Here is a 14380-nt window from a genome sequence, read left to right as displayed (position 1 = left end):
TATTGTACGCTCGCTATATGTTTTACTGTTTAGTTTTCAATGACCAAATCACTTTTTCTATTCTATCATAAGTTTCTGTCTTGTCAACATCAACTTACGCCGTCACCTCTTAGCGACAAGATTTATGATACCACCATACTCTTCTCCTATATCCTACAAAATACTTCATATTATAAGATTATATAATTTATACTTTGCTTTTCTATAAAATTCACTTTTTTCCTATGTGTGATATACAAGGCATAGTTGTTGTTAATTAGAATAAAAAACAAGTAGGCCAAGGCCTACTTGTATATTAACTAATGACTATATTCTCTTCTGATGACATATTATTAACTCTAGCATAAAGCTTTTTAACTTTAGCGTTAACGCTTTTTTCAATAAAGTCCATATGTTTTTGTTCCTTTGGTTCAACAAGTGTTATAGAAATACCATCATTCCCTGCTCTACCTGTTCTACCTATTCTATGAATATAAAGATCTACTTCCTTAGGTATATCATAATTAATGATATGAGTAATACCATCAACGTCAAGTCCTCTACATGCAATATCACTAGCAACTAATACCTGTATCTTTAGATCTTTAAGATCCTTCATAACCTTACGACGCTTCTGTGGCGTTAAATCACCGTGTAACTCTTCACAAAGGTATCCTTTACTATATAACTTGTTATATACTTGCTTAACTCTATCCTTACTCTTGCAAAATACAATTGCCATAAATGGCTTTTCTTTCTCAAGAACTGCTTCTAAAACTTCATCCTTAGTAAGTTCACCTGTTGATATTGATTTTTGCTGAATATTATCAACTACTAAAGCCTTCTTCTTTACTCTTATAGTAGAAGGGTTTTTCATATGCTTAAGTGTAATAGTTCTAATTCCCTTTGGAACAGTTGCACTAAATAACATAGTATGTCTATGTGGATTAACTGACTTAATAACCTGATTAAGTTCTTCAATGAATCCCATATTAAGCATTTGATCTGCTTCATCAATTACTAAAAATCTAACCTTAGAAAGATTAAGTGTCTTCCTATTTAAATGATAAAGAATTCTACCAGGAGTACCTACTACAATATGGCTTTCTCCTTTAAGCTTTCTTATTTGCTTCTCTACATCTTGCCCACCAAAAATCGATAACACTCTAAAATCATCCTTTGATAACTTTTCTATCTCTGTAGTGATTTGAGCAGCAAGCTCTCTAGTTGGTGTTATAATTAATGATTGTACTTCTTCCTTATTTACATTAATTGATTGTAATATAGGAAGTAAAAATGCGAATGTCTTACCTGTTCCTGTTTGTGATTCAACTACAATATCCTTTTTTTGAAATCCTAAAGGTATAACCTTTTCTTGAACTTCAGTTGGATTAACAATTCCTGACTTCTTTAATCTATCACAAAGTTCCTTGTTTACACCAAGGTCTAAAAATGTCTTATTCATTTCACTTCTCCTTTTTATCCAAATAATACTACTATAATGTAAATAATAAGCATATAATAGATAATAATAAAAAAATAAGCAGGTCTATGCCTGCTATCTTCTTGGTGACCCCTAGGGGAATCGAACCCCTGTTACCACCGTGAAAGGGTGGTGTCTTAACCGCTTGACCAAGGGGCCAAATATGGTGCGGATGGAGGGACTTGAACCCCCACGTCATGGACACTAGATCCTAAGTCTAGCGCGTCTGCCAATTCCGCCACATCCGCTTAACATATATTATTGTATTTTATTAATGAGTATCTGTCAAGATATTTTCTAAAAAAAATATTTTACCAATATAAGTCTTTGATTTAATGTTATTTAATGTTATAATTTTGTGTAGAAAGAGGGTGATATAACTTGAGACTTAATAGAAAGTTAATCGTCTCTATTTCCGCATTACTTATTGCTACTATGGGAACAGCATTTGCTAACCCGAGTACGCAAAGCCAGCTAAACAGCGCTAAGAAGGCATATAACGAAGCAGTTAAGAAGGTAGAAGCTCTTGAAATTGAAGTTGAAAAGCTTGATTCCAAAATCGAAACTGCTATGGCAGACTTAGACGTTAATAAGAAAAAGGTTTCTGAATCAAAACAAGCTATTACAAAAACTACATCGGACATAAAGGTTATTGAAACTGATATGGATGATGAGCAGGAACTATTCGGTAATCGAATGGAAGCTCTATACATAAACGGTGTAACAAGCTACCTTGATGTGTTACTTGAAGCTACAAGCTTTAGTGATCTTATATCAAGAATAGATACTGTTACTACTCTTATAGAGTATGATAAGCAAGTTATGACTGATTTAGGAACTCAAAAAACTATGTTGGCAACTAAAAAACAAGGTTTAGAGAAAGAACAAGCTAGACTTGTTGCTCTAGAAACTGAAAGTAAAGCGAAAGTAAAGGCCTTAGAAGAAAAGAAAACTGAACAGAACAAAGTAATTGCAGAGTTAACAACAAAGCAAAAGACTTACGCTTCTCAAATTAAGGCATATCAAAACTCACTTACAGCATCTCTTTCTGGCACATCTAAACCAAATAAGCCAAGTAAGCCAAATACAGGTGGTAATACAGAAGTACCTGATAGAGGCGATGGCGACGCATCTGGAATTGAAATTGTAAACTATGCAAAGAAATTCCTTGGAACACCATATGTTTGGGGTGGAACAACACCTTCAGGATTTGACTGTTCAGGATTTACTTCGTATGTTTACAAAAATGCAGCTGGAATAAGTCTTCCTAGAACATCAGGCTATCAAGCTGGTGTTGGAACTTATATCGGCTCAAAGGGTAGTCTTCAACCAGGAGACCTAGTGTTCTTTGGTAGTCCTACTCACCACGTTGGTATATATGTAGGTGGAGGAAGTTACATCCACTCACCTAGAACCGGTGATGTAGTAAAGATAAGTCCATTAACACGTAGTGACTTTACCCATGGAAGAAGAGTATTATAATATTTGATGACTCCAAATAAATAACGTGAGCTAGTCTCGCGTTATTTATTTTTTTGACTATTTATATTCTATCCAAGCTACTTATTATTTATACTCTAATTTTACCAAATTTATAATAACTAAATATTAACGAATTAATTACAATGTTATAAACATTTAAAAAAGCTGCAGATATACCTGCAGCTTTTAAATTTCTATAATACTTTTGATAGGAATTCCTTGGTTCTATCCATTTGTGGATTATCAAATATCTCCTGTGGCGTTCCCTCTTCAAGAATAATACCATCATCCATGAATATTACTCTATCAGCAACTTCCTTAGCAAATCCCATTTCATGGGTTACAACAACCATAGTCATTCCTTCATTTGCAAGTTCCTTCATAACCTCTAAAACTTCACCTACCATTTCTGGGTCTAGTGCAGATGTTGGCTCATCAAATAACATTACCTCTGGTTCCATAGCTAAAGCTCTTGCAATTGCTATTCTTTGCTTTTGTCCTCCACTTAATTGTGATGGATAATGGTCTTTTCTATCATTAAGCCCTACTCTATTTAGTAGGTTAAGTGCTACTTTTTCAGCATCTTCCTTTGAAGAATTTTTAACCTTTAATGGTGCAATGGTAAGGTTTTCTAATACGTTCATATGAGGAAATAAATTAAAGTGTTGAAAAACCATTCCCATCTTTTGACGATACTTATCTATATTTTTAATATCATCATTTATTCTACTACCACTAAGTGTTATCACTCCCTTAGTTGGCTCTTCTAAAAAATTTATACATCTTAAAAATGTACTTTTCCCAGATCCTGATGGGCCAATAACTACTACCACTTCACCCTTAGCTATTTCTATATCAATACCCTTTAGTATGTGAAGATTACCAAAGTTTTTATGTAAATTTTCTACTTTTATCATATTACTTTAATCTCCTTTCAAAAGCTGCAAGTCCCTTTGATAAACTAAATGTTAATACAAAATAAATTAATGCTGCAAAAATTAATGGTGGAAAAGGATCCCATGTTTTTGCCGTAATTGTATTTGCATTAAACATAATATCATGAATTCCAATTACTGATACTATTGCAGATTCCTTTATAACAACTATAAATTCATTTCCAAGTGCTGGTAAAATATTTTTAATAGCTTGAGGCAGAATAACATATCTCATAGCTTGTACCTTATTCATTCCAAGACTTCTAGCAGCCTCCATTTGCCCATTATCAATAGACTCTATTCCAGCCCTTATTATTTCAGCTACATATGCAGCACTATTAAGTGATAATGCTATTATGCAAGCTAAAAACCCTATAAAATCTCCACCTAAAATCGTACTTCCTCTTGATTCAATACCGATTGCTGGTATAACAGCAAAATAAAAAATCATTAACTGTATTAATAGTGGTGTTCCACGAACAAATTCAATATAAGAAACTGAAATTCCTTTTAAAACAATATTTTTACTTAGCTTCATTAGTGCAAGTAAAGTTCCAAGTGCTGCACCTATTAACACAGAAAATAATGCTAAAAGTATAGTATTCATAGTTCCAGATATATATAAAGGATAGTATTCCGATAAAAAACTAAAATCTAAACTCAATTTAACCCCTCCTTAAAATGAAAAAAGTGGATAACTCCACTATTTTTCTTACTTCTTCTCTATAAGTTTTTTAGAGTTCTCAAGGAACTTTTCAAAAAGACCCTCTTTATTTACTCTTTCAATTGTCTTATTAACTTCTGTAACTAAATCTTCATTACCCTTTTTCATCGCAATAGCATATCCTGAGTAATCTATGTCTATTTCAAATCCTGCCATTTGTAAATCCTTACTTGAGCTCTTAAGAATTTCTTCTGCAATTGGCTTTTCAAGAACTAGTGCATCAATTCTTCCATTTTTAAGTTCAAGTAAAAGATTAGGTATATTTGGCATAGCTTTTAACTTTGAACCTTTTAGCTCATTAGTCACAACATCCTCTTGAACTGATCCTTTTTGAGCACCCACTATTTTTCCATCTAAGTCTTTTTGTAATTTAATTTTATCAGCACTTTTCTTATTTATAAGTAATACCTGTGGTGAATCTCCATAGTATAATTCAGAAAAATCTACATTTTCTCTTCTTCCTGGAGTTGGATTCATTCCAGCTATAACCATATCACAATTACCTGCTGACAATGCCTGTAATAATCCTTCAAAATTCATACTATTAACCGTTAACTCTACTCCAAGATCCTTTGCAATTTCTTCAGCAAGCATTATATCTGCACCAGTAACTTTCTCCTTACCATTCTCCATAGTAATAAATTCAAATGGTGCAAACTCTGGATTAGTTGCAACAATTAACTTACCACTTTTTTTAATTTTATCAACAAGTCCTGCTGGCTTAGCCCCTGTTTCTGATGCGTCCTTACCTGAACATGATACTAATGAAAACATCATTACTCCACAAATAAGTCCAGCTGTTATTTTTTTAAGTAAATTCTTTGCCATTTTTTATCCCCCCGCTTATTGCTTTCTAAAAGTTATTATACATATATATTTATAATTATTCAAGGAAAAATATGCTATACTTATATATTTTTTTAATTTTTTCAATAAGACTAACCATCTCCCTCCCTGATTATTCCACTAAATGGAATCATATTTAAATATTATACAATATTATACATATATTTTTAATTAACATACATTATATATACATATTTTCTTAAATCATTTAACTTAATAAGTTTGTATATTTTTATTTTTATTTGATATAATAGCATAGATAATATTTATCGTAGGAAAGGAAGATTAATTATGGCACAAAATCCAATAGTTACAATTGAAATGGAAAACGGAGGGATTATTAAAGCTGAGCTTTATCCAGAGGTTGCTCCTAATACAGTAAATAACTTTATTTCACTAATTAATAAAGGATTCTACAATGGGGTTACATTCCATAGAGTTATTCCAGGATTTATGATTCAAGGTGGAGACCCAGACGGAACAGGTATGGGTGGACCTGGATACTCAATTAAAGGTGAATTTAACAATAATAACTTTAAAAACGACCTTAAGCATACTAAGGGAGTTCTTTCAATGGCAAGATCATTTGTAAGAGATTCAGCAGGTTCACAATTTTTTATAATGACTGCTAATTCACCTCACCTTGATGGAGATTATGCTGCATTTGGTATGGTTATTGAAGGATTAGATGTTGTTGATGGAATTGTTTCAGTAAATAGAGACAGGAACGATAAACCTCAGGTTGACCAAAGAATGAAAACTGTTACTGTTGACACTTTCGGTGTTCAATATGACGAACCAATTAAAATGTAGTAAAAAGGCATAGATTATTCTATGCCTTTTTTATATTAAATTTCTTTAATCTTCTTATAAAGTGTGTCAAATAATATATTAACTGTTTCTTGTCTTATTTCTTGCCTACTTCCATTTAGGTTAAGTTCTTTAATATATGAAATACCATCTATACTTATTCCTATATAAACAAGACCTACAGGATCTCCTGCTGGACCAGCATTACCTGTTGTAGAAATTCCGATTCTAGCACCTGATATTTTGGCAACATTGTTAGCCATTAACTCTGCTACCTGATGACTAACATCTGAAAATTTTTCTATCACATCTCTTGGTATATTAAGTCTATTTATCTTTGCATCTTTTGAATATGCTACTATTCCTTCCTTAAAGATAGATGATACTCCCGGTATACTCACTATTTCACTACTTATCATACCTCCTGTTAATGATTCAGCAGCCGCAATTGATAAATTTTTTTTAATTAGTATATTACAAATCTTATTAATTTTTTCCATACTTACACTTCCTTATTTAAACTATTAACATATATATAATTTTACATTAAATAACTTAATATTTTAACAAAATACTCAAATAATATATATAAGAAAAGGAGGTTGTTTATTTTGACATTTAAATTTATAAAACGATTATTTCTAATAGTTTTTTCGTTAATCCTTTTAACTATACCTGTAACAACTTCTTTTGCTAAGATTAGCAGTCCTGAGCAGAAGATAATTTATCTAACCTTAGATGATGGACCTGATAGCATTGTAACAGGTAAATGTCTTGATGTGCTTAATAAGTATAAAGTTAAGGGTACTTTTTTCGTTGTTGGTGAACAGTTTGAAGGAAATGAAGATGTATTAAAGCGAATTGTTAAAGAAGGCCACTCTGTTGGACTTCATAGCTACACACATGATTTCCCAAAGCTTTATCATGGAAATACTGTTAATCTTTCCTTCTTTATGGATGAAATGCTTAATTGCCAAGAGGAATTATATAAACTTACAGGAGTTAAATCTAATATTTTAAGATTTCCTGGGGGAAGTTACAAGAGACTTTCTAATTCTGTACTTACAGAACTTCACAGTCGCAATTTAAAAGTTTTTGACTGGACCCATAGCTCTGAGGATGCTGTTAACTTAAACGCATCCCCATATACACTATACCAAAAATCACTTAAAAAGATTCCATCAGGAAAAAAATCCCCTGGGGTAATTCTTTTAATGCACTGTAACTCAAGTAATAAGGCAAGCGTTAAAGCACTTCCATTAATCATTGAACATTATATTAAGGAAGGCTATACATTTAAAGTGATAGACAATACTACACCTGAATATTATGCAGAATAAAAAGGCTAGATTTTCTAGCCTTTTTTATAAATGCTTTTCAAAGCATGCATATTCACCTTTTTCCGTTGTAATCACACCTACATTACTATAACCATGTTTTTCATACACCGCAATCGATCTTTTGTTGTTTACCGATGTATCAAGTCTTATATACTCAAATCCATTATCTTTTGCATATTTATGTGTAAACTCCATTATCTCTTTAGCAACCCCGCTTCCTTGAAATTTTGGAGATACACATAATCTGTGAATTACTAGGCTGTTGTCTTTAGTAGAATTCCAGTCTAAAATATTATATTCTTTATCTTCAAACTGATTTAGTACAACAAAACCCTTAACAGAATCATCCTCAACTTTTACAAAAAGTTCTTCCTTATCTATATCGCTAACAATTGTGTTTTCATTTGGATAGTTTTCATTCCATTGATATAATCCCTGGGCGTTCATGCTAACTATTGTGTCTTTTAGTACAGTAATGATTTCATTTAGATGATTAATATTAGCTTTTGTTATCAATGTCTTTCCCCCCATAATAAATATAAGAAACATAAAGTTTTTCAATAATGATATCTTATATTATTTAAACTAACATGTCTATATTTTTTATATCATTATTTTATCAATTATTATTTTTATTTAACATTAACAAAAAAAATTTATCTACATTAATATAGCACCCTTATAACATACATATAAGGGTGCCTATTTGTTAATATCATATAAATTTTTTACTCGTCAAAAACTCCCATTGACTTAAATTTATTATATCGGTTATCAAGTAATTCTTCTTTAGACTTTGATTTATATGTTAACAAAGAAGAAATAAGTCTTTCCTTAACGCTTTTTGAAATACTCTCAAAGTCTATATGAATCCCATCCATAGGTTCTTCAATTACTTTATCAATAATTTTAAACTCTAAAAGATCTGCTGCAGTAATTTTCATTTTGTCAGCAGCCTCTTCTGCACGTGTAGCATCCTTCCAAAGAATACTCGCAAACCCTTCAGGTGAAAGAACAGAGTATACTGCATTTTCCATCATCCACACTTCATCAGCAAGGGCTAGTGCAAGAGCTCCACCACTTCCCCCTTCTCCAACGATAAGGGATATTACAGGAGTTTTTAAGCTACTAAGTAAAAGTAAACTCTTAGCAATTGCTTCTCCCTGACCTCTTTCCTCAGCCTCAATACCACAATATGCCCCTGGGGTATCTACAAAGCATACAACAGGTCTATTAAACTTTTCTGCTTGCTTCATTAGCCTCATAGCTTTTCTATATCCTTCTGGCTTTGCCATTCCAAAGTTACGACGAATATTTTCTTCTATATTTTTACCCTTTTGGTGACCTATTATAGTAACTGGAATTCCACCAATAGAAGCTATACCAGCAACTATAGCATTATCATCTGCATAATATCTATCACCATGAAGTTCAAAAAAGTCATTTGTTAAAGCCTTTGTAAAATCATATGTTGTTGGCCTTTGTGGGCTTCTAGCTATTTGTAGCCTCTCATATGCAGTTAACTCCTGCTTTTTAAACCTTTTATTATTCTTTTTAACTTCATATTTAATTATTGATTCATCATCTGAATCTATATTATCTTTGCTATGTAGCTTAAGTATATTACCTAGCACATCCCTAATATTATCTCTTTCACATACCGCATCAATAAATCCATGCTCTAATAAAAATTCAGCACTTTGGAATCCATCAGGTAGCTTTTGTCTAATTGTATTTTCTATAACTCTTCTACCTGCAAAGCCAATTAATGCTCCTTTTTCAGCAAGAATGATATCACCTTGCATTGCAAAGCTTGCAGTAACACCACCAGTAGTCGGGTCAGTTAATACTGGTACATATAATAACCCCTTTTCACTATGTCTTGTTACAGATGCACTTACCTTTGCCATTTGCATTAGGGAGAATATTCCCTCCTGCATTCTAGCTCCACCTGAAACTGTAAAGATTATTACTGGAAGATTTTCATCAGCTGCAACCTCAAATGCTCTTGAGATTTTTTCTCCAACAACACTTCCCATACTACCCATTATAAATGATGAATCCATTACTCCAATTACTGTCTTATACCCATGTATACTACAGTAACCAGTAACAACTGCCTCATTTATATTAAGTTTTCCCTTAAGAGAAGTAAGCTTTTTATCATATCCATCAAAATCTAATGGATTTTTGCTTTTAAGTTCCTCATTTATTTCAACAAAACTATCCTCATCTATTGTTATATCTAGTCTTTCTTTATAACTTAGTCTAAAGTAGTAGCCACATGTTGGACATACATTTTTATTTGCTAATATATCCTCATTATAGATAGTTTGACTACATCCTATACATTTTGTCCATTTGCCATCTGGTATTACAGGCTTTATATCTTCTATCTCATCCTCTACCTTAACCTCTTCTTTTGTTTGAGGTTTTGATGCAACTGTTATATACTTTGTCTTTTTAAATAAGCCTTGAAACACAAAATCACCTACCTTTTAGTAGTTACAGGCTGTTAATAAACCCTGTATGGTATTTTCCATCAACAAATTCCTTTTCATTTAGGAGTTTTAACTGGAAATCTACATTATTATCTACACCTTGGATTACAAATTCTCCAAGTGCTCTTCTCATCCTAAATATAGCCTCTTCACGATCCTTACCAAATGTCATAAGCTTTCCTACCATTGAATCATAAAATGGTGAGATAGTATATCCTTCATATACCCCACTATCTACTCTAACTCCAGGACCACCAGGTAAGAATAGCTTTACTATTTTACCAGGAGATGGTCTAAAATCATTTTCAGGGTCTTCTGCATTAATTCTACACTCTATAGCGTGGCCCTCAATTTCAACATCTTTTTGCTTAAAACTAAGTGGCATGCCTGATGCTATTTTAAGCTGTTCCTTAACTATATCAATACCTGTTACAAGTTCTGTTACGCCATGCTCAACTTGAATTCTTGTGTTCATTTCAATAAAGTAGAAATTATCATACTTATCTACAAGAAACTCAACTGTTCCTGCATTTTTATAATTAACAGCCTTTGCTGCATTAACTGCTGCCTCTCCCATTTTCTTTCTAAGATTTTTACAAAGAGATGGAGATGGAGCCTCTTCAATAACTTTTTGATTTCTTCTTTGAATAGAACAATCCCTTTCACCTAAGTGAACCACATTACCTTTTTCATCTGCTAAAATTTGAATTTCTATATGTCTAGGTTCTACAACGTATTTCTCAAGATAAACCTCACCACTACCAAAGGCAGCCTGTGCTTCCCCTCTTGCATTATAGAATTCCTTTTCAAGGTCCTGTGGATCCCAAACTATTCTAATTCCACGACCTCCGCCGCCATGTGCAGCTTTAATCATTACAGGATATCCAATTTCTTTAGCAACAGCCTTACACTCATCAAAACATGAAAGACTTCCCTCAGAACCTGGAACAACAGGAACATTGTACTGCTTCATAATAGCTATAGCATTTGATTTGTTCCCCATTGAATCTATTACCTTATAATCAGGTCCTATAAACTTAATGTTACACTCTTCGCACATTCTAGCGAACTTACTGTTTTCTGATAAAAACCCAAAGCCTGGATGTATTGCCTGCGCTCCCGTTAGTATAGTTGCACTTAAAATATTATTTACATTAAGATAACTTTTTCTAACATCCCCAGGTCCTATACAAACAGCCTCATCAGCAAGTTCAACATGAAGTGACTCTCTATCAGCCTCTGAATACACAGCTACTGTTTCTATATTAAGTTCTCTACACGCTCTAATTATTCTAACCGCGATTTCTCCACGGTTAGCTATTAATATCTTTTTTAGCATTGCTTATCTCCTCTCATTTTGCATAATAAGTTAATTCTACTCACCTATTGCAAAGGAAAATTCAGCTTCACATGCCTTTTTCCCATCAACTATAATGACACCCTTAGCTGTTCCAAAACTACTTCTAAGCTTAATAAGCTCTACATAAATCTCTAAAACATCTCCTGGAACAACTTTTTTTCTAAACTTTGCTTCTTTAATTCCTGCAAAGAATCCAAGCTTACCCTTAAACTCTTCCTTTGTAAGAAGTGCTACAAGACCTGCTTGAGCCATAGCTTCTACCATTAAAACTCCTGGCATAACAGGCTCTCCTGGAAAATGACCATTAAAAAAGTTCTCATTGATAGTTACGTTTTTAATAGCCTTAACGCTAATTCCTGGCTCAATTTCAACTACCTTATCAATTAATAACATAGGATATTTATGAGGTAAAATATTTAATATCTCTTTAATTGTTAGTTCCATAATTAATTCTCCTTAATAAGGAAGATTTCCTGTCCGTATTCAATTAGGTCTCCGTCATTTGCAAGTACCTTAACAATCTCCCCAGTAAAGTCACTTTTAACTTCATTCATAAGCTTCATAGCTTCAATAATACAAACTACTTGGCCCTTCTTAACTGAATCTCCCTCTGATACATAAGCATCCTTGTCAGGAGCTGGTTTACTATAAAATGTTCCAACAATTGGAGACTTAATAGCTACTAGATTACTTTCTTCACTAACCTCTTCTACTGATGAAGATATTGTAAGTGATGATTCAACGTTTGAGCAAGAAGTACTAGGAACCCCCTTCATTTCTCCATTTAAGTAAACAACCTTTTCTGAAGCTTCTTTAGAAAGAGAAATTTTTATTCCTTCACTTTCAACTTCAAGATTTGTTAAGCTACTTTTATCTAATGCCTTTATTAGGTTTTCTAATTCTCTATAATCTATCATTAATTCTCCCACCTTTTGAATAGTAATACTGAATTATGTCCTCCAAATCCTAAAGAACTTGATATTGCATAGTTAATATCCTTTTCTCTTCCTACATTTGGAACATAGTCAAGATCGCAGTCCTCATCCTTTTCTTTAAGACCAATAGTTGGTGTTATAAAGCCTTCTATAAGTGACTTAACACATATAATAGACTCAATAGCACCTGCGGCTCCTAGTAAGTGTCCTGTCATAGACTTTGTTGAACTTACTGCTAAATTATATGCATGATCTTCAAATACAGCTTTTATTGCCATTGTTTCAAACTTATCATTAAGCTCTGTACTTGTACCATGTGCATTAACATAGCCAACTTCTTCTTTTTGTATTCCTGCTTCATTAAGAGCTATTTTTATAGCACGGGCTCCCCCTTCTCCGTCTGGTGCAGGAGCTGTTATATGATGAGCATCACATGTTAAACCGTATCCAACAACCTCTGCTAGTATGTTTGCTCCTCTATTAATTGCATGTTCCATTTCCTCAAGGACTACCATGCCTGCTCCCTCTCCCATAACAAATCCACTTCTTTCCTTATCAAATGGAATTGAGGCTCTTAGCGGATCTTCACTTTTTGTAAGTGCTGTAAGTGCTGTAAATCCTGAAACACCAAGTGGAGTAATAGATGCCTCTGAGCCACCTGCTAGCATTATATCTACATATCCATTTTTAATATTTCTAAAGGCTTCCCCTATACAGTCTGTTCCTGTTGCACAAGCTGTAACTGTACATGTACACGGTCCCTTAGCACCATATTTAATAGCAATATTTCCAGCGGCCATATTGCCAATCATAATTGGAATTGTAAGAGGAGATACTTTACCAATACCTCTTTTTAGCATTGATTGATATTCTTTTTCCATTGTTTCAAGTCCACCAATACCTGAGCCTACTGATACACCAAACCTTTCACTATTAATATTCTCAAGATCAAGTCCTGAATCCTTTACCGCCTCATCTGCAGCACAAATAGCAAATTGAGTAAATCTCCCCATTCTTTTTGCTTCCTTTTTATCTATACAATGTTCAAACGAAAAATCCTTTATTTCTGCAGCAACTTTTACCTTAGAATCTGTAATATCGAAACTTTCTATAAAACTAATACCACATATTCCTTTTTTTGCATTATTCCAAAATGTATCTACATTTTGGCCAATAGGAGTTACTGCTCCTATCCCTGTAATAACTACTCTTCTACTCATATTTTTCCTCCTTACATTACCATTCCACCATCACAATTAATAACTTGGCCAGTTATATAATCTGATGCTGATGATGATAAGAATGCTACTAAATCTGCTACCTCTTCTGGCTTTCCAAATCTTTTAAGTGGTGTTACACCTATAACACCTTCCTTTATTTTTTCATTCAGATTATTTGTCATATCTGTTTCTATAAACCCTGGTGCTACAGCATTAACACATACTCCCTTTGCACCAAGTTCCTTTGCCATTGACTTAGTAAGTCCTATAAGCCCTGCCTTAGCAGCTGCATAGTTCGCTTGACCTGCATTACCTGTAATTCCAACTACTGAAGTCATGTTTATGATTTTACCCTTAATCTTCTTCTTTATCATGTGCTGTGCAATAATTTTGCTACAGTTAAATGCACCTGTTAAATTAACATCAAGTACACTTGTAAAGTCGCTAACATCCATTCTAAGTAATAACTTATCATTAGTAATCCCTGCATTATTAACTAAAATATCAATATTTCCAAACTCTTCACATGCCGTATCAATCATGTTTTTACAGCTATCAAAATCCTTAACATTACATTTGTATGCTGCTGCATTAACATTTAATTTCTTTATTTCTTCAACTGTTTCAATAGCTGAAGTTTCATTTTTCTCGTAGTTAATAACAATATTACTTCCAAGAGATGCAAGTTTTAATGCAACTGCCTTACCTATCCCTCTGCTTCCTCCTGTAACTATACTTGTTTTTCCTGTTAAATCCATAACTACA

The 14380-nt window shown here is 33.1% G+C and carries 15 protein-coding genes and 2 tRNA genes; 3 read left to right on the top strand and 14 right to left on the bottom strand.

The window, feature by feature from the left end; all coding sequences use genetic code 11:
* Positions 1–295: 295 nt before the first annotated feature.
* The 3 genes from RR539_RS06325 to RR539_RS06315 all read right to left on the bottom strand — a co-directional run bounded on the left by RR539_RS06325 (position 296) and on the right by RR539_RS06315 (position 1710).
* Entirely contained in the window at positions 296–1444 is a 1149-nt protein-coding gene (locus RR539_RS06325; RefSeq protein WP_332473968.1) for a DEAD/DEAH box helicase, read from the bottom strand.
* Between the two features lie 102 nt (positions 1445–1546).
* A tRNA-Glu gene (locus RR539_RS06320) sits at positions 1547–1621 on the bottom strand.
* Positions 1622–1626: 5 nt separating this feature from the next.
* Positions 1627–1710, bottom strand: a tRNA-Leu gene (locus tag RR539_RS06315).
* A 133-nt stretch (positions 1711–1843) separates the two neighbouring features.
* On the opposite strand from RR539_RS06315, the gene RR539_RS06310 reads away from it, so the two are divergent.
* On the top strand, positions 1844–2944 hold the full coding sequence (locus RR539_RS06310) for a C40 family peptidase (protein ID WP_332473967.1): 1101 nt from the start codon (positions 1844–1846) through the stop codon (positions 2942–2944).
* A 194-nt stretch (positions 2945–3138) separates the two neighbouring features.
* Here RR539_RS06310 and RR539_RS06305 read toward each other — a convergent pair whose 3' ends face one another.
* Genes RR539_RS06305 through RR539_RS06295 form a run of 3 tightly spaced genes read right to left on the bottom strand, consistent with a single transcriptional unit; the run spans position 3139 to position 5431 of the window.
* Positions 3139–3861, bottom strand: coding sequence for an amino acid ABC transporter ATP-binding protein (locus RR539_RS06305; RefSeq protein ID WP_332473966.1), 723 nt, complete (start codon positions 3859–3861; stop codon positions 3139–3141).
* 1 nt (position 3862) lies between these two features.
* A complete protein-coding gene (locus RR539_RS06300; protein WP_332473965.1) occupies positions 3863–4543 on the bottom strand; it encodes an amino acid ABC transporter permease in 681 nt (226 codons plus the stop codon).
* Positions 4544–4591: 48 nt separating this feature from the next.
* The gene (locus RR539_RS06295; protein ID WP_332473964.1) at positions 4592–5431 is read right to left on the bottom strand and encodes a transporter substrate-binding domain-containing protein; all 840 of its coding nucleotides are present in this window, start codon (positions 5429–5431) and stop codon (positions 4592–4594) included.
* Positions 5432–5740: 309 nt separating this feature from the next.
* Here RR539_RS06295 and RR539_RS06290 point away from each other — a divergent pair, with 309 nt between their 5' ends.
* Positions 5741–6262 carry a peptidylprolyl isomerase gene (locus RR539_RS06290; protein WP_332473963.1) on the top strand — a complete coding sequence of 174 codons (522 nt, stop codon included), beginning with the start codon at positions 5741–5743 and terminating at the stop codon, positions 6260–6262.
* A gap of 35 nt (positions 6263–6297) precedes the next feature.
* On the opposite strand, the gene RR539_RS06285 is transcribed toward RR539_RS06290, so the two are convergent.
* Positions 6298–6759 (bottom strand): CinA family protein, encoded by a 462-nt coding sequence (locus RR539_RS06285; RefSeq protein WP_332473962.1) that lies wholly within the window; start codon positions 6757–6759, stop codon positions 6298–6300.
* Between the two features lie 111 nt (positions 6760–6870).
* Between RR539_RS06285 and RR539_RS06280 the strand changes: the two genes are divergently transcribed.
* Positions 6871–7599 carry a polysaccharide deacetylase family protein gene (locus tag RR539_RS06280; RefSeq protein WP_332473961.1) on the top strand — a complete coding sequence of 243 codons (729 nt, stop codon included), beginning with the start codon at positions 6871–6873 and terminating at the stop codon, positions 7597–7599.
* 24 nt (positions 7600–7623) lie between these two features.
* Here RR539_RS06280 and RR539_RS06275 read toward each other — a convergent pair whose 3' ends face one another.
* The 7 genes from RR539_RS06275 to fabG all read right to left on the bottom strand — a co-directional run bounded on the left by RR539_RS06275 (position 7624) and on the right by fabG (position 14373).
* Complete coding sequence (locus tag RR539_RS06275) at positions 7624–8115, bottom strand: GNAT family N-acetyltransferase (RefSeq protein ID WP_332473960.1); 492 nt, start codon at positions 8113–8115, stop codon at positions 7624–7626.
* Between the two features lie 212 nt (positions 8116–8327).
* On the bottom strand, positions 8328–10082 hold the full coding sequence (locus RR539_RS06270) for an acetyl-CoA carboxylase carboxyltransferase subunit alpha (protein WP_332473959.1): 1755 nt from the start codon (positions 10080–10082) through the stop codon (positions 8328–8330).
* 22 nt (positions 10083–10104) lie between these two features.
* Positions 10105–11439, bottom strand: coding sequence for an acetyl-CoA carboxylase biotin carboxylase subunit (locus RR539_RS06265; protein ID WP_332473958.1), 1335 nt, complete (start codon positions 11437–11439; stop codon positions 10105–10107).
* A gap of 36 nt (positions 11440–11475) precedes the next feature.
* Entirely contained in the window at positions 11476–11904 is a 429-nt protein-coding gene (gene fabZ, locus RR539_RS06260; protein ID WP_332483572.1) for a 3-hydroxyacyl-ACP dehydratase FabZ, read from the bottom strand.
* A gap of 2 nt (positions 11905–11906) precedes the next feature.
* On the bottom strand, positions 11907–12377 hold the full coding sequence (gene accB, locus RR539_RS06255) for an acetyl-CoA carboxylase biotin carboxyl carrier protein (RefSeq protein WP_332473956.1): 471 nt from the start codon (positions 12375–12377) through the stop codon (positions 11907–11909).
* Positions 12377–13615: a beta-ketoacyl-ACP synthase II gene (gene fabF / locus RR539_RS06250; protein ID WP_332473955.1), complete on the bottom strand. Its 1239-nt coding sequence runs from the start codon at positions 13613–13615 to the stop codon at positions 12377–12379. Before fabF ends, accB begins: the two co-directional genes overlap by 1 nt.
* Positions 13616–13626: 11 nt before the next feature.
* Positions 13627–14373 carry a 3-oxoacyl-[acyl-carrier-protein] reductase gene (gene fabG / locus RR539_RS06245; protein ID WP_332473954.1) on the bottom strand — a complete coding sequence of 249 codons (747 nt, stop codon included), beginning with the start codon at positions 14371–14373 and terminating at the stop codon, positions 13627–13629.
* Positions 14374–14380: the final 7 nt, after the last annotated feature.

Origin of the sequence: Clostridium sp., from assembly GCF_036639235.1 — a bacterium.
Lineage (GTDB): Bacteria > Bacillota > Clostridia > Clostridiales > Caloramatoraceae > Clostridium_AB.
This window is presented reverse-complemented; position numbering and strand designations above follow the sequence as displayed.